This window comes from Methylobacter sp. BlB1, assembly GCF_015476545.1.
Taxonomy (GTDB): Bacteria; Pseudomonadota; Gammaproteobacteria; order Methylococcales; family Methylomonadaceae; genus Methylobacter.
Map to the genome: position 1 here is coordinate 26,614 of NZ_JADMKV010000008.1, position 15,250 is coordinate 41,863.

13 protein-coding genes are annotated in these 15,250 nt (G+C 50.7%); 3 read left to right on the top strand and 10 right to left on the bottom strand.

What is annotated here, in order from left to right:
• Positions 1-36: 36 nt before the first annotated feature.
• Complete coding sequence (locus IT781_RS04985) at positions 37-540, bottom strand: CinA family protein (protein WP_194969042.1); 504 nt, start codon at positions 538-540, stop codon at positions 37-39.
• 38 nt (positions 541-578) lie between these two features.
• Here IT781_RS04985 and mutS point away from each other — a divergent pair, with 38 nt between their 5' ends.
• Complete coding sequence (gene mutS / locus IT781_RS04990; protein WP_194969043.1) at positions 579-3,146, top strand: DNA mismatch repair protein MutS; 2,568 nt, start codon at positions 579-581, stop codon at positions 3,144-3,146.
• A gap of 199 nt (positions 3,147-3,345) precedes the next feature.
• Here the strand turns inward: mutS and IT781_RS04995 are convergent, their stop codons facing one another.
• From IT781_RS04995 to rpsB, 9 genes are all read right to left on the bottom strand, one after another.
• Positions 3,346-4,068, bottom strand: a complete 723-nt coding sequence (locus tag IT781_RS04995) for a DsbC family protein (RefSeq protein WP_194969044.1) — start codon at positions 4,066-4,068, stop codon at positions 3,346-3,348.
• 171 nt (positions 4,069-4,239) lie between these two features.
• Positions 4,240-5,592: an RIP metalloprotease RseP gene (rseP, locus tag IT781_RS05000; RefSeq protein ID WP_194969045.1), complete on the bottom strand. Its 1,353-nt coding sequence runs from the start codon at positions 5,590-5,592 to the stop codon at positions 4,240-4,242.
• A gap of 8 nt (positions 5,593-5,600) precedes the next feature.
• A complete protein-coding gene (gene ispC / locus IT781_RS05005) occupies positions 5,601-6,788 on the bottom strand; it encodes a 1-deoxy-D-xylulose-5-phosphate reductoisomerase (protein WP_194969046.1) in 1,188 nt (395 codons plus the stop codon).
• Positions 6,785-7,657, bottom strand: coding sequence for a phosphatidate cytidylyltransferase (locus IT781_RS05010; RefSeq protein ID WP_194969047.1), 873 nt, complete (start codon positions 7,655-7,657; stop codon positions 6,785-6,787). The genes ispC and IT781_RS05010 overlap by 4 nt, the downstream gene beginning before the upstream one ends.
• A 27-nt stretch (positions 7,658-7,684) precedes the next feature.
• On the bottom strand, positions 7,685-8,452 hold the full coding sequence (locus tag IT781_RS05015) for an isoprenyl transferase (RefSeq protein WP_194969048.1): 768 nt from the start codon (positions 8,450-8,452) through the stop codon (positions 7,685-7,687).
• Between the two features lie 13 nt (positions 8,453-8,465).
• Complete coding sequence (gene frr, locus IT781_RS05020) at positions 8,466-9,023, bottom strand: ribosome recycling factor (RefSeq protein ID WP_194969049.1); 558 nt, start codon at positions 9,021-9,023, stop codon at positions 8,466-8,468.
• A 10-nt stretch (positions 9,024-9,033) separates the two neighbouring features.
• Positions 9,034-9,747: a UMP kinase gene (gene pyrH, locus IT781_RS05025; RefSeq protein WP_194969050.1), complete on the bottom strand. Its 714-nt coding sequence runs from the start codon at positions 9,745-9,747 to the stop codon at positions 9,034-9,036.
• 62 nt (positions 9,748-9,809) lie between these two features.
• Positions 9,810-10,691 (bottom strand): translation elongation factor Ts, encoded by an 882-nt coding sequence (gene tsf / locus IT781_RS05030; RefSeq protein WP_194969051.1) that lies wholly within the window; start codon positions 10,689-10,691, stop codon positions 9,810-9,812.
• Positions 10,692-10,801: 110 nt separating this feature from the next.
• Positions 10,802-11,545, bottom strand: coding sequence for a 30S ribosomal protein S2 (rpsB, locus tag IT781_RS05035; RefSeq protein ID WP_194969052.1), 744 nt, complete (start codon positions 11,543-11,545; stop codon positions 10,802-10,804).
• Between the two features lie 299 nt (positions 11,546-11,844).
• Here rpsB and map point away from each other — a divergent pair, with 299 nt between their 5' ends.
• Together map and glnD are read left to right on the top strand one after the other, a co-directional pair.
• The gene (gene map / locus IT781_RS05040) at positions 11,845-12,609 is read left to right on the top strand and encodes a type I methionyl aminopeptidase (protein ID WP_194969053.1); all 765 of its coding nucleotides are present in this window, start codon (positions 11,845-11,847) and stop codon (positions 12,607-12,609) included.
• Positions 12,606-15,245: a [protein-PII] uridylyltransferase gene (glnD, locus tag IT781_RS05045; protein ID WP_194969054.1), complete on the top strand. Its 2,640-nt coding sequence runs from the start codon at positions 12,606-12,608 to the stop codon at positions 15,243-15,245. Before map ends, glnD begins: the two co-directional genes overlap by 4 nt.
• Positions 15,246-15,250: the final 5 nt, after the last annotated feature.

The window sequence follows — 15,250 nt, forward strand, 5'->3', positions numbered from 1 at the left end:
GGCAATCATTGCCGGATAGGCTCTCGCCAGCCCGATCTAACCCCCTGCCGCCAACATCAATTTATAGTCGGCTATTCCTTCGATAGCCGTTTTCACCGTTTGCCGCCTGATTTGATGCCGAGCTCCGGCAAATTGCTTTTTTATCACCTCGCAGCCGCCGTCTTTGTATTGCCAGGCGATAAAAACCGTGCCTACAGGCTTCTCCGGTGAGCCACCATCGGGTCCTGCGATGCCGGTTACGGCGCAGGCGCAGTTCGCATCGCTGTTTGACAGAGCGCCCTGCGCCATTTCCATTGCCGTTTCAGCGCTGACGGCCCCGTATTTTTCCAGCGTTTCCTGCCTGACGCCCAGCATCTGCACTTTTGATATATTGCTGTAGGTCACAAAGCCCCGGTCAAACCAGGCCGAACTGCCCGGCACTTCGGTGATGGTCTGGGCAATCCAGCCGCCGGTGCAGGATTCGGCCGTGACGATTTTTCTTCCGCCGGCTTTCAGCGAGCGGCCCAGCTGTTCGGCCAGTTCAAATAATTCGTGATCCATGATGGTGACTCCCCTGCGACTTCGGATAAAATAGGCACATGAGTATAAATCAAAATTCCGCTACCCCCCACACACCGATGATGCAGCAGTATCTGCGCATCAAGTCCAATCATCCCGATACGCTGGTTTTTTACCGCATGGGGGATTTTTACGAACTTTTCTATGACGATGCCAAGAAAGCGGCGCAGCTGCTCGATATCACCCTGACCAGCCGCGGGCAATCGGCCGGCACGCCGATCGCCATGGCCGGCATTCCTTATCATGCGGCCGAAGGCTATATCGCCAGACTGCTGCGCAACGGCGAATCGGTCGCGATTTGCGAGCAGATCGGCGATCCTGCGGCTTCGAAAGGCCCTGTCGAGCGCAAGGTAGTGCGCATCGTCACGCCCGGCACGGTCACGGACGAGGCCCTGCTCGAAGACCGCAAGGACAATCTGCTGGTCGCCGTCTGCGTTCTGAATCATCACTTCGGCATCGCCACGCTGGACCTGACCAGCGGCCGTTTTATCCTGCAGCAGGTTGAATCCGAGGATCAGCTGCTCGGCGAAATCGGCCGCCTGAACCCTGCCGAACTGTTGTTCAGCGAGGACTGGCCGTTGCCTGCCGCCATCAAGCAGCGCAGCGGCCTGTGCCGCCGGCCGCCCTGGCATTTCGAAACCGACAGCGCGCGACAGCTGGTGCTGAAGCAGTTCAACACGCACGACCTGAAAGGTTTCGGTTGCGAGCATATGCCGGCCGCCATCGCCGCCGCCGGCGCCCTGCTGCAATACGTCAAGGACACGCAGCAAGGCGCGCTGCCGCACATTCAGGGCATCCGCATTGAGAACAGCGACGACAGCATCGTGCTCGACGCGGCCAGCCGCCGCAATCTGGAACTGGACTCGCACCCGTCCGGACAACTGCAATACACACTGTTCGGCGTGCTGGACAAAACCGCTACGGCCATGGGCAGCCGCTGCCTGCGGCGCTGGATCAACCGGCCTTTGCGCAATCATGCCATACTGAAAGACCGCTACGCCTGCCTCGCTACCTTATTGAACGGCCAACTGTACCGCGATGTGCAGGCCCAGCTTCGGCAAGTCGGCGATATTGAACGAGTCAGCTCGCGCATTGCCCTGAAGTCGGCGCGGCCCCGGGATTTAATCGTATTGCGCAATACGCTGGCGGTGCTGCCGGCCTTGCAGCAAGTGCTTGCTGCGAGCGACAATCCGCAATTGACGCTGTTAAGTGAAAAAATCGGCGAGCAGCCGGTGATGCTGCAACTGCTGAACAAAGCCGTCATTGATAACCCGCCCGTGCTGATCCGGGACGGAGGCGTAATTGCGCCGGGCTATAGCCGGGAACTCGATGAACTGCGCAACCTGAGCCAGAACGCCGACCAGTTCCTGATTGATATGGAAAATCGGGAGAAAGCCGCGACCGGCATCACGAATCTGAAAGTCAACTATAACCGCGTGCAGGGCTACTATATCGAGATTTCGCGCCTGCATGCCGAAAAAGTGCCCGGCCATTATATTCGCAAACAGACACTGAAAGGCGTCGAGCGCTATGTGACGGAAGAGCTGAAAGCGTTTGAAGATAAAGTCCTCAGCGCGCGCGAAAAATCGCTGGCCTTCGAGAAGTCTCTGTACGAGGAACTGCTTTCGATCATCGCCGCCTCCTTGATCCCTCTGCAGGAGTGCGCCGCCGCGCTGGCCGAACTCGATGTGCTGGTCAATTTTGCCGAACGCGCCGATACGCTGAATCTGTCCGAACCGGCACTGGTCGACGAACCCGGCATCCATATCGAGGCCGGCCGGCATCTGGTGGTCGAGCAGGTGTCCGATATTCCGTTCGTGCCCAATGACTTGTCGTTTTCCAGCCAGCGGCGCATGCTGATCATCACCGGGCCTAACATGGGCGGCAAATCCACTTATATGCGCCAGGCGGCGCTGATCGTCCTGATCGCGCATATCGGCTGTTATGTGCCAGCCAAAACCCTGACCTGCGGCCCTGTCGACAAGATTTTCACGCGCATAGGCGCTTCCGATGATCTGGCCAGCGGCCGTTCAACGTTTATGGTGGAAATGTCGGAAACGGCGAACATCCTGCACAATGCCACATCGAAAAGCCTGATTTTAATGGACGAAATCGGCCGCGGCACCAGCACGTTCGACGGCCTGTCGCTGGCCTGGGCCTGCGCCGATTATCTGGCCAAGGAAACGAAGGCGTTTACCCTGTTCGCCACGCATTATTTCGAGCTGACAACGCTGGCTGATGAGCAGGAAACTATCCATAATGTGCATCTGGATGCCATGGAACACGGCGACCGGATTATTTTCCTGCATGCGGTCAAGGAAGGACCGGCCAATCAGAGTTACGGCCTGCAGGTAGCTTCGCTGGCCGGCGTGCCGCGTTCCGTGATCGATAAGGCCAAAGCCAAATTACAGCATCTGGAAAACAATGCCTACATAGAGCAGCAGGCGGAAACCGGGATTAATCAGCTGGATCTGTTTTCGGCCAAGGAATGCCATCCTGCCGTGTGTCTGCTGGAGGATATGAATCCCGACGAGCTCAGCCCCCGTCAGGCTTTGGACTTGCTCTATCGGCTCAAGGAGATGGTTTAGCCGGAAAGCATGACAGCTTTGTAGGGTACGCATCGCGTACCTTTCCGGACTTGCGGTGTGCCGGAAAGCCCTGGAAAGGTACGCGATGCGTACCCTACAATGGATTTCGCCTTGATTTTGGCAGGGCAGCGGGTAGGCTGGGTTGGTAAACCCAGCACTTCGAAGTCCTTTATGCAGGGCTTACTAACGGCCGGCCATGCTATTTCGGATTCGCTTCGCTTTCCAGAGCCTCAGCCAACTGCTTAGCCGGCATATAGCCCGGATAGATCGTGCCCTTTTCGGTAACGATCATCGGCGTGCCTCTGGCTTCAAACTCTGCGCCGAGCTGCATGTGTTCGTCGACCGGATTGTCGCAGGTCTTGGCGGCCGGCGTTCCGCCTTTTTTGGCTTCTGTCAGCGCCGCATTGCGGTCTTCAGAACACCAGACGGAAACGGCTTTGTTGTAGGAATCCGAACCCTTGCCGGCTCTCGGGAAAAACAGGTATTGGATCTGTATGCCCTGGGCCATGTACTGATCGATTTCCGAATGCAGTTTGCGGCAATAGCCGCAATCGATGTCGGTAAAAACATAGATTTTGTATTTAGCTATCTTCGGCTTGAACACGATCATTTTATCCTGGCCAAGTTTTTCAAGAGCCTGTTTGCGCGTGTTGCCTAATTTTTCTTCCGTCAGGTCGGTACGCTTCGCTACATCGATTAGATGACCTTGCAGTAAATATTTGCCGTCATCAGACACATAAAAAATATTCGCGCCGATTGCAACCTCATAGAGGCCTTTTATCTCGGAAGGTTTGACGGAATCGATTTTTACTTCAGGCATGGACGTTGAGAATGCCTGCCGGATGGCATTTTCATCTGCATGAGCGACAGGCAAGGTCAGGCCGAATAGTGATAGTGCGGCAATCTTGATAATTTTTTTCATGGTCTTCTCGTTTTTTCCTTTACATTGTAGGGTACGCAATGCGTACCTTTATATATTCACCGGATCGTTAAAAGAGAGGTACGCAGTGCGTACCCTACGGGGGGGGGGGGGGGGGGAGACATTGGCCGAAGTCAGATAGCCGCATAACATCGGTTATAATCAGTGATCTTATTATTGAAATAAACGCCCAATATCCAGAATCATGGCGAATACCATTAGAAAAAACAGCAAGGCCATGCCAATCTGTTGAAAGAAAAGTTGTACCTTTTCCGAAACAGGAGTGCCTTTAATGGCTTCTATGCCGAAAAACATTAAATGCCCGCCATCCAGCACCGGTATAGGCAACAGATTGAGCACGCCGAGACTGACGCTCACCAGGGCAAGGAATTTCAGGAAATGGGTAAAGCCCATCGTGGCCGACTGCCCGGCAAACTGGGCAATACTGATGGGACCGCTTAAATTCTCAACAGAAGCCTTGCCGACCAGCATTTTGCCCATCATTTTCAAGGTTGAGACGGAATAATAATAAGCTTTTTCGAAAGCGGCAGGCACGGCCTGGAGCGGCGATAGAGAATATTCGGCACGCATGGAATCCGTCAGACCTTCCGGCACCTGAACGGACGCGCCGATTTTTCCTTCGGTTTTCTGTTCGGACATGACGCTCTTAGGCGTCAATATTATCGGCATGCGTCTGTCATCGCGCTCGATAATCACATTGATCGCTGCGCCGGGGTGGCTTTTTACATACTCCACCCACTGCATCCAGTCATTGATTTCAGTACCGTCAGCGCTGATGATCAGGTCGCCTGTCTGCAAGTCGGCTTCAGATGCCGCACCACCGGCGAGCACTTGTCCTATGACCGGCTTCAGTTTTGGCGTCCAGGGTTTAAAACCCAATCGTTTATATAAGACATCAGGATCGTTGCTGTCTTTTTCTGGAATCCTCAAAATTTTGGTGCTTTGCGCATCTTCAAAATTTCTGACTTTGACTTCTACTTGCTCTCCGCTATCAAGTGCGGAAGCGACCAAAACACTCAAGGCCTCGGCCCAGGTCGGCGTCGCTTTGCCATTGACGGAGATGATCTCGTCGCCTTCTGCAAAGCCCGCCTCTGCCGCCAGCGTGCCCTGTTCCACCGGACCGAGCACCGGCTTTATGCCGACTTCGCCGATGACCAATACGCTCCAGAACAAAACGACGGCAAGCATCAGGTTAAACACGGGCCCTGCCGCCACGATGGCTGCTCTTGTCAACACCGGCTGCTGATTAAAGGCATAAGGCAGATCCTCTTTTTTGACCTCGCCCTCGCGTTCATCGACCATTTTGACATAACCGCCCAGAGGAATGGCCGATATGACATACTCTGTTGACTCAGGATCTTTCCGGTAGGACCACAATACTCTGCCGAAACCTACGGAGAACCTGAGCACTTTGACTCCGGCTCTGCGGGCTACCCAAAAGTGCCCAAATTCATGAAATGAAACAAGAATACCGATAGCAATGATGAAATAAAACAGAGTATGCATGAAGTCCTTTAACCAATAAGCTCGTCAATAATTTTATTAGACAACTTTCTGGCTTGTTTATCCACGTCCAGAACAATTTCCAGACTATCGGCCGGTTTGACTTCAAATTGCTGCATACAGCGCTCAATGATGACCGGAATATCGGTAAAGCGCACGCGCTCATTCAAAAAGGCGTCCACCGCTATTTCATTGGCGGCATTCAATACGGTCGGCATGATCCCGCCGGCATTGATGGCCTCATACGCCAGGCGCAGGCAGGGAAAACGCTCCAGATTCGGTTCCTGGAAATCCATGCGGCGGACTTCGAAAATATTAAGCGGCTCCACGCCGGATTCGAACCGTTCCGGCCAAGCCAGGGAGTGGGCGATGGGAACGCGCATGTCCGGGTTGCCCATCTGCGCCAGCACGGTACCATCCACATAATCGACCATCGAATGGATAACGCTTTGCGGATGGATGACCACCTGTATTTGGTCCGGAGTCATATTGAACAGAAGACAGGCTTCGATCATTTCCAGACCTTTGTTCATCATCGTGGCTGAATCGACTGAAATTTTCTTGCCCATGTCCCAATTGGGATGAGCGACCGCTTGAGCTGGCGTCACATGCGGCATTTGCTCCAGCGGCAGTTCGCGGAACGGGCCGCCCGAAGCGGTGAGCAGAATGCGTCTGGCCTGCTTGGCGCGCACGCCGGTTTTATAACCGGCAGGCATACACTGGAATATCGCATTGTGCTCGCTGTCGATCGGCAGCAACTGCGCCCCCGAATCGGCTATGGCCTGCATGAAAATGTCGCCGGACATGACCAGCGCTTCTTTATTAGCCAGCAATACGGTTTTGCCGGCCTTTGCCGCAGCCAAGCTGGGCAGCAGTCCCGCCGCGCCGACGATAGCCGCCATGACCGAATCGACGTTGTCCAACGTGGCAACATGCTCCAGCGCATGGGCGCCGGACAGGACTTTAATGTCTGGGACCGGTGAATTCTTCAGTTTGTCCTTGAATGCCTGAACCTTAGCCTCATCAACAATAACGACGTATTCCGGGCGATGCGCCAGACATTGTTCGTACAAGGTATCGGTATTGGTATTGGCGGTTAAGGCGACGACCTTGTAAAGATGGGCATGCCTGGCCACCACATCCAACGTACTGACGCCGATCGAGCCGGTCGCTCCGAGTATGCAAATGCCTTTCTTCATGCCACTAACCCAGACATCAGGAAAATACCGGCGTAGAAAAACGGCGCTGCGGCAATGAGACTGTCGATGCGATCCAAAATGCCGCCATGTCCCGGCAGAATGGAACCGCTGTCTTTTACGCCGCGCTGGCGCTTGGCGAGGCTGAAAAACAAATCGCCATAAATAGAAACCAGGACCGTCAATACGGACAGCAGAACAAAGTCCGATGCGATCATAAAGTTATAACCATAGAACAGGCTTAGAACAACTGCGCAAACCACACCGGCTATTAAAGCGCCATACATGCCCGCTACTGTTTTGCCGGGACTGATTTCAGGCGCCAGCTTGGTTTGCCCGTATTTCTTGCCGATGAAGTAGGCTGCAATATCGGCTGCCCAGATCAGGAGCAGGAAATAAAGCACCATTCCCTCGCCCCATATGGCTCTCAGCCGGCTCAAAAACAACCAGGCCGACAATAAGACGAACCAGCCGATCAACGCTTTATAACGCGTTCCCAGCTGCAGTTTCAACATCTCCGACGGCCTGCTTCTGATCAGTATCATGGCCAGTATCCAGAACAGTACCGGCGGGATAACCAGCCATTCCAGCGCACCAGAATAACTCCTGACTTCGGGCCAATCGAAGCTTTGCGCAATCAGCTCGAGAAAATAAGTCCAGAAATGAAGGCCCAGCATCGGCAGAACCAGCGCCAGTAACAACAAGCCCCGCTTCAACGGTGAACTGATGCCTGCCAAATCGCTCCATTCCCAGGCGGCAACCAAAATGATCAATCCTAAAACTAATGAAAAATACTCCGAAGGCAACTGGAACACAGCCAGTACGACCAAAAGAGCCAATATTGAGGCGGTTATAATTCGCTGCAGTAACATTTTATTAATTATTGTGATTATTAAGATTTAGAAGGTGACGGCTTTATTAAGCACCTGCTCCCCGGTATGGCCAAACCGCCGCTGCCGGCTTTTAAAGCTCTTAATAGCGTCTTCAATTGAATCCTGGTCGAAATCCGGCCAGAGTGTCGGTGTAAAATACAGCTCCGTATAGGCTAATTGCCACAACAGAAAATTACTGACACGTTGCTCGCCGCCTGTTCTGATAAACAGATCGGGCTCGGGCAGGTCAGCAGTGGATAAATATCGTTCGACCAGCTTTTCATTGATCTCCTGGCTTTCCAGTTCGCCGGCCGCTATTTTTTCAGCCACTTTCCGGAAGGCCTGACACATATCCCAGCGACCTCCGTAGTTTGCCGCCACAACAAGGGTTAAGCCCATGTTGTCCTTTGTCCTCGCCTCTCCTTCGGCAATTTTAGCCTGTAATTTTTCTGGAAATGCCGTTCTGTCGCCGATAAACCGCAAGCGGATATCGTTACGGTGCAGTTTGTCGATTTCCCGCTGCAGCGTAGTGATAAACAAGCTCATCAGCATGGAAACTTCTTCTTGTGGACGTCGCCAGTTCTCGCTGCTGAAAGCGAACAGGGATAAAACCTCAATCTCCTGTTTGGCGCAGTATTCGACGACTTTTCTGACGGCCTTGACGCCGGCCTGATGCCCCATAGGGCGCGGCATAAATCTTTTCTGTGCCCAGCGGCCATTGCCATCCATAATGATGGCGATATGGCGCGGCTTGTTATTATCTGATTCTAAACTGTTGGAATCATCAGCTGACATTGCTAAATCTCAGTTAAATTGACAGCAGATCTGCCTCTTTGGCTTCCAATAATTTTTCCACTTCCTTGATATATTGATCGGTCAATTTTTGGATTTTCTCTTCAGCAGCGCGCGCTTCATCTTCGGAAATCATTTTTTCCTTCAATGCGTCCTTTATTTCCGAATTGGCATCACGGCGAATATTTCTGATCGCCACACGGCCATTCTCCGCTTCATGCCTGACCACTTTAACGAGATCGCGACGGCGCTCTTCAGTCAGCGGCGGCAATGGAATGCGGATAGTCATGCCGGTGGTATTCGGGTTCAAACCGAGATCCGACTTCAAAATCGCTTTTTCGATCGCCTGCACCATGGTCTTTTCCCATGGCGTGATAGTTAAAGTACGTGCATCTTCAACAGCAATATTGGCAACCTGCGATAACGAAGATTCTGTACCATAGTAAGAAACAGTTATCTGTTCCAATAGGCTCGGATGCGCCCTACCCGTTCTTATTTTTGAAAATTCATGCCTTAACGCTTCTATGCTTTTGCCCATACGGGTTGCGGCATTCTGTTGAATATCACTTATCATTATATGTTCCTCATTGAATAAGAGACCCTATCTCTTCACCCATCATCAGTTTCATGACGGCACCTTTCTCAAACACATTCATGACGCGCATCGGCAGATTATTGTCCCTGCATAATACCAGCGCAGTCGCATCCATGACGTTCAGGCGCTGATCCAGGGCTTCATCATACGTTAATCGAGGATAAAATACGGCATCTTTTACTTTCTCAGGATCTGCCGAATAGACGCCTTTGACCTTAGTCGCTTTAATCATCAGTTGCGCGTTGATTTCAATCGCTCTGAGGCTGGCTGCCGAATCGGTGGTAAAAAAAGGATTGCCCGTGCCGGCTGCAAAAATTACCACGCGGCCTTTTTCCAAATGCCTCACGGCCCGGCGGCGAATATAATCTTCGCATACCTGATTGATTTTCAAGGCTGACATGACTCGAACCTGTTGACCTAAATGCTCGAGCGCATCCTGCATGGCCAATGCATTGATGACTGTGGCCAGCATACCCATCTGATCGCTGGTCACCCGGTCCAGCCCTTCCGAAGCTTTGTCAGCGCCGCGCAGTATATTGCCGCCACCTATGACCAAGCCGACCTGGATACCTACATCACATAAATCTTTAATTTCCGTGGCAAGACGCTTGACAATATCTGAATCGATACTGCCGCCTGTCTCGCTCATCAGCGCCTCACCGCTTAATTTAAGTAAAATTCTCTGGCAAATCAGCTTAGTCATATTCAACCGGGTATTAATATTTATTAGCACAAAGTCCCCCGGCCGGTAGCCGGGGAATTTTCTTAACTGCCTCTAACTTGAGCCATAACCTCTTCGGCAAAGTTTTCTTCTTTCTTTTCAATGCCTTCGCCTACTTCAAAGCGTGCGAAGCGAATAACGCTGTTGCCTTTTGAGGCGACCAGTTTGCCGACGGTAGTTTTATCGTCTTTAACAAATGGCTGGCCCAGCAAAGTGATTTCGGCCAAAAATTTGCTGATGCGGCCGCCAATCATTTTCTCGATGATTTCTGCCGGCTTTCCGCTTTCTGCCGCTTGAGCCGAGAAAATTTCTTTTTCTTTCTCAATCAGTTCCGCAGGCACTTGATCTTCAGAAACACATTCCGGTTTACTTGCGGCAATATGCATTGCGATATCTTTGCCTAACTCGCTGTCAGATTTTGCTAATTCAACGATGACGCCGATTTTGCTGCCATGCAGGTAGGATGCAGTACCGCCTTGCTCTGTATGGTACTTTACAAAGCGTCTAATGGTAATATTTTCACCCAATTTTGCAATCAAGCTGCGACGCACGTCATCGACAACGCTGCCGTCGGCCAATTTCATGGACTGCAATTGCTCGTCCGTTTCAACATCGGAAGTCAATAAAGCCGCTGTTACATTGTTGACAAAGTTAACAAAATCTTCACCTTTGGCAACGAAATCGGTTTCGCAGTTAACATCCACCATAACCGCTGTTTTCGCATCATCGCTGACCTTTATACCGATAACGCCTTCAGCGGCAGTGCGGCCTGATTTTTTATCGGCTTTGGCTAAGCCGGATTTACGCATGTTCTCAATGGCCAGTTCCATGTCGCCATTGGCTTCTGTTAACGCTTTTTTGCATTCCATCATGCCGGAACCGGTTCTCTCGCGCAGTTCCTTAACCATTGCTGCAGTAATACTCATTATTTTTCCTCACTGTTCGTACTATAAAAACGCCCCCATAAGGAGGCGTTTTTTCTTGATCTGAACCCTCACTCACACAGGCCATTGCCTGTTATAAATGAGGGAGTGAATTATTCTGTTGCTGAGGCTTCTTCAACGAAGTCATCGGCTTTTGCCGACATATCCAGACTTGCCGCTTTAGCTTCCATTACAGCCGCAGAAACGCTTTGACAGTATAGTGAAACCGCTCGAATTGAATCGTCATTACCAGGAATGACGTAATCGATTCTTTCCGGTGAATTGTTGGAATCAACAACGCCCACTACCGGAATGCCTAATTTCTTCGCTTCGCTGATTGCATTTTTCTCATACCCGACATCCAGTACGAAAATAACATCAGGAATGCCTTTCATGTCTTTGATACCGCCCAGGCTGCGCTCGAGCTTTTCGAGTTCACGCTCCATGCCCAGCGCTTCTTTCTTGCTGAACCGTTGGTAAAGCGTGCCGTCAGTCTTCATCGCTTCCAGTTCTTTCAGGCGATTGATTGATTTCTTGATAGTTTTGAAATTGGTCAGCATGCCGCCTAACCAGCGATGGTTGACATAAGGCATGCCGCAACGTTTTGCTTCTTCCGCAACAACTTTGCGCGCTGCTTTTTTAGTGCCGACAAACAGGATGGTACCTTTGTTTGCGGACATTTGACCCAGATAATTCATGGCGTCATTGAACATCGGAAGCGTTTTTTCCAAATTGATGATATGGATTTTGTTACGTGCTCCGAACAGGTAATTAGCCATTTTCGGGTTCCAGTAACGGGTTTGATGTCCAAAATGAACACCCGCTTCAAGCATTTGACGCATGGATACTGCTGCCATTAATTTCTCCTAAGATCTAAAATCGGACTATTTGTCCGAGTTGGGTTACGCCTCCACTTACCCCGCCTGGCAACCAGCTACAATAACTTGAGCCAGCACCCTGCCAAACGTGACGACAAGTGTGAGTATTAATACAAAAATGAACTTAACTTTATATCATAATTAGCTTTTTACAACAAGCCAATCTCTGTTAAACTCTTCGCATGTCATAATCTGACTAACCTTCAAAACTAGACCTTTATCTTGCCTCATCTGTTATCCGGCACAAACAACCTTAGCAAATACAAGTAATCATCTCCATGAGCATAATCATTAAAACCGAAAGTGAAATTGAAAAAATGCGTATCGCCGGAAAATTGGCCGCTGAAGTTTTGGAAATGATTGCGCCTTATGTTGTCCCGGGAGTCACCACCGATCAACTCGACAAAATCTGCCACGATTATATTGTCGACGTGCAAAAAGCCATACCTGCGCCGCTTAATTATCACGGTTTCCCGAAATCCATTTGCACATCCATTAATCACCAGGTCTGCCACGGCATTCCCAGCGAAAAGAAACTTAAATCGGGCGATATCGTCAACATCGATATTACGGTTATAAAAGATGATTACCACGGCGATACCAGTAAAATGTTCTGTGTAGGGGAAGTCAGCCAACACGCCCGAAGACTGGTAAATGTAACTCGCGAAGCCATGTTTCTGGGCATTGAGCAAGTTAAGCCGGGCGCCACCTTAGGCGATATAGGCCATGCCATACAGAAACACGCCGAAGCCAATCACTTTTCTGTAGTCAGAGAGTTTTGCGGCCACGGCATCGGCAAAAAATTTCATGAAGATCCACAGGTTCTGCATTATGGCAAAGCTGGCACGGGTGAAGTGCTGCAAGCCGGCATGATTTTAACCATTGAGCCCATGCTCAATCTCGGCAAGCGCCATGTCAAAGTATTGGCCGACGGCTGGACTGCAGTCACTAAAGATCGAAGCTTGTCCGCCCAATGGGAACACACCATTCTTGTCACAGCCACCGGTTATGAAATCCTAACTTTGCGCCAGGAAGAAATGTGAATGATTTGACCTTTCCTACACTCTTTACAGAAAAAGACAGCCTGCTTCAGTTCAAACAACTGCTGAAGCAAAAAGACGCTGAACTGAGGCAAAAATTCGATCCTCACAGTTCGGTTGCCACGCTGCTTAAAGAAAAGTCCGATTTCATCGACAAAATCCTGAGCCTGTGCTGGCAGCATTACCTCGGCAATTATGCCCAATCGCTGAGTTTGATCGCCGTAGGCGGTTATGGTCGCCGGGAATTATTCCCCTATTCAGACATCGATATCGTGGTTTTACTCGATTCGGAGGATACTTCGCCTTATCAGGAAGCATTGGCAAATTTCTTTACTTTCCTGTGGGATATCGGCTTAAAACCCGGACAAAGCGTGCGCACGATCGAAGAATGCATTAAAGCCGCCCAGGATGATCAGACGATCATGACCAGCCTGATGGAAATGCGCCTGATCGTTGGCAATATCGCCCTTTACGAAACACTTAGAGAAGCCACTACGCCTGACAAAATATGGCCCTCGGATCAGTTTTTCATTGCCAAGATGGAAGAACAGCGGCAGCGCAATGCCAAATTCCACTGCACCGCCTATAACCTCGAACCGAACATCAAGGAAGGTCCGGGCGGATTGCGCGACATGCAGATTATCTCCTGGGTATTCAAGCGGCATTACAATACCTCCACTCTTAAGGAACTGATCAAATACGGCTTTCTGCCGGAATCCGAGTACACGGAACTGATTGCCGCCCTTGATGTGCTCTGGCGCATCCGCTATGCACTGCATCTGCTGACCAATCGCGGCGAAGACCGGCTCATTTTCGATTATCAACGCGACCTTGCCAAGCAGTTCGGATTTAGCTCGGAAGATCAGACCTACAATCAGGATGTCGAACAATTTATGCAGTTTTATTTCAAAACGGTACTCGGACTCGAGCGACTGAATGAAATGTTGCTGCAACTGTTTAATGAGCGCTTCGTTTGCGGAGAAGCTGTTTATAGACCACTGCCTTTTAATGCTAAATTTTCCGTTATCAATGGCTACCTTGAAGCGACTGAAGACACTATTTTTGAGCAAGAGCCAACGGCTCTGCTGGAAATTTTTCTAATTCTGCAACAAAACTCCTCACTCAAGGGCATCAGGGCCACCACCATCCGCCTGATCCGCAAGAACCTGTACCTAATTAACGATGCGTTTCGCAAGAATAAAACAGCCAACCGCCTGTTCATGGAAATATTTCGTCAACCCCGCGGCATTACCCATCAATTAAGACGAATGAACCGCTACGGGGTATTAGGCGCCTATGTACCCGGCTTTGCCAACATCGTCGCGCGCATGCAATATGATTTATTTCATATTTATACAGTGGATGAGCACACGATTTTCGTAATAAGCAACCTGCGCCGGTTTGCATTGGAAAAACACATTGACGAACTCCCTTTTTGCAACGACATCTTTCTTCTGATTTCCAAGCCGGAAATTCTGTATATTTCCGCCTTGTTCCATGACATCGCTAAAGGCCGAAATGGCGATCATTCCATGATAGGCGAAGAAATCGCCAGGCAATTCTGCATCCAGCACGACCTCTCACAGCATGACACCAAGCTGATCACCTGGCTGGTCCGCAACCACTTGATCATGTCGATGACCGCCCAGCGCAAAGACATCGGCGACCCCGATATCATCCACGAATTCGCTCAGCAAGTGGGCAGCATCGAATATCTGAATTACTTGTATTTACTGACCGTGGCAGATATTCGCGCCACCAATCCGGAACTGTGGAACTCCTGGAAAGACGCGTTGCTTCAGGAGCTTTATTCGGTAACGCACAGCGCCCTGCAGAGAGGATTGGAAAACCCGGTTGCGCTGGAAGACCGGCTGCTCGAAAACAAAAAAGAAGCCAAAGACGAACTGATCAAGCTCGGCATACCGGAACCGGTTATTTACAAATCCTGGAAGCATGCCAGCGACGATTATTTCCTGAGATATTCGGCGGATGAGATAGCCTGGCATACTATCGCCATCGCTTCATCCAACGAAGACGAACTGCCTTTGGTGCTGCTGCGCCCGCAAACCCAGCGAGGCAGCGCGGAAGTCTTCATTTATACGAAAAATGAAGAGGCCGTTTTTTCAATAAGCACGGCAACATTGGACCAACTGGGACTTACGATTCTGGATGCCAGAATCATGACCACATCGGACAATTATGTACTCAACAGTTTCCAGGTACTGGAGCAGTCAGGAGAACCTATTGACGAACCGTTCAGGGAAGTCCATATCTGCACGGCACTGCGCCACAACCTGCTGCACCGGGAAGTCAAAAAGCACAAGAATATCCGTCGCCAGTCAAGACAGGCCAAGCACTTTCCTATCCAGACTAGCATTCGGTTTCATGCAGACCCTTTAAACAGGCACACCATCATAGAACTGATAACGACTGACCGTGCCGGTCTCTTATCAAAAATAGGCCAGGCTTTTATACAGCAGCGCATCCATCTGTACAGCGCAAAAATAACCACGATCGGCAGCCGCGCCGAGGACATGTTTTATATAACCGACCAGCAATTACAGCCTATCACCGACCCATCCAAGCAGGAGCAAATACGCAGGGAAATTCTTAAAATGCTGGAAACCGGCAGCGATTAAAAACA

Coding starts and splice junctions, on each gene's coding strand:
- frr (WP_194969049.1), bottom strand. CDS start 9,023: ATGATAAGTGATATTCAACAGAATGCCGCAACCCGTATGGGCAAAAGC.
- rseP (WP_194969045.1), bottom strand. CDS start 5,592: ATGCATACTCTGTTTTATTTCATCATTGCTATCGGTATTCTTGTTTCA.
- IT781_RS05015 (WP_194969048.1), bottom strand. CDS start 8,452: ATGTCAGCTGATGATTCCAACAGTTTAGAATCAGATAATAACAAGCCG.
- map (WP_194969053.1), top strand. CDS start 11,845: ATGAGCATAATCATTAAAACCGAAAGTGAAATTGAAAAAATGCGTATC.
- pyrH (WP_194969050.1), bottom strand. CDS start 9,747: ATGACTAAGCTGATTTGCCAGAGAATTTTACTTAAATTAAGCGGTGAG.
- IT781_RS04995 (WP_194969044.1), bottom strand. CDS start 4,068: ATGAAAAAAATTATCAAGATTGCCGCACTATCACTATTCGGCCTGACC.
- rpsB (WP_194969052.1), bottom strand. CDS start 11,545: ATGGCAGCAGTATCCATGCGTCAAATGCTTGAAGCGGGTGTTCATTTT.
- IT781_RS05010 (WP_194969047.1), bottom strand. CDS start 7,657: ATGTTACTGCAGCGAATTATAACCGCCTCAATATTGGCTCTTTTGGTC.
- mutS (WP_194969043.1), top strand. CDS start 579: ATGAGTATAAATCAAAATTCCGCTACCCCCCACACACCGATGATGCAG.
- tsf (WP_194969051.1), bottom strand. CDS start 10,691: ATGAGTATTACTGCAGCAATGGTTAAGGAACTGCGCGAGAGAACCGGT.
- IT781_RS04985 (WP_194969042.1), bottom strand. CDS start 540: ATGGATCACGAATTATTTGAACTGGCCGAACAGCTGGGCCGCTCGCTG.
- ispC (WP_194969046.1), bottom strand. CDS start 6,788: ATGAAGAAAGGCATTTGCATACTCGGAGCGACCGGCTCGATCGGCGTC.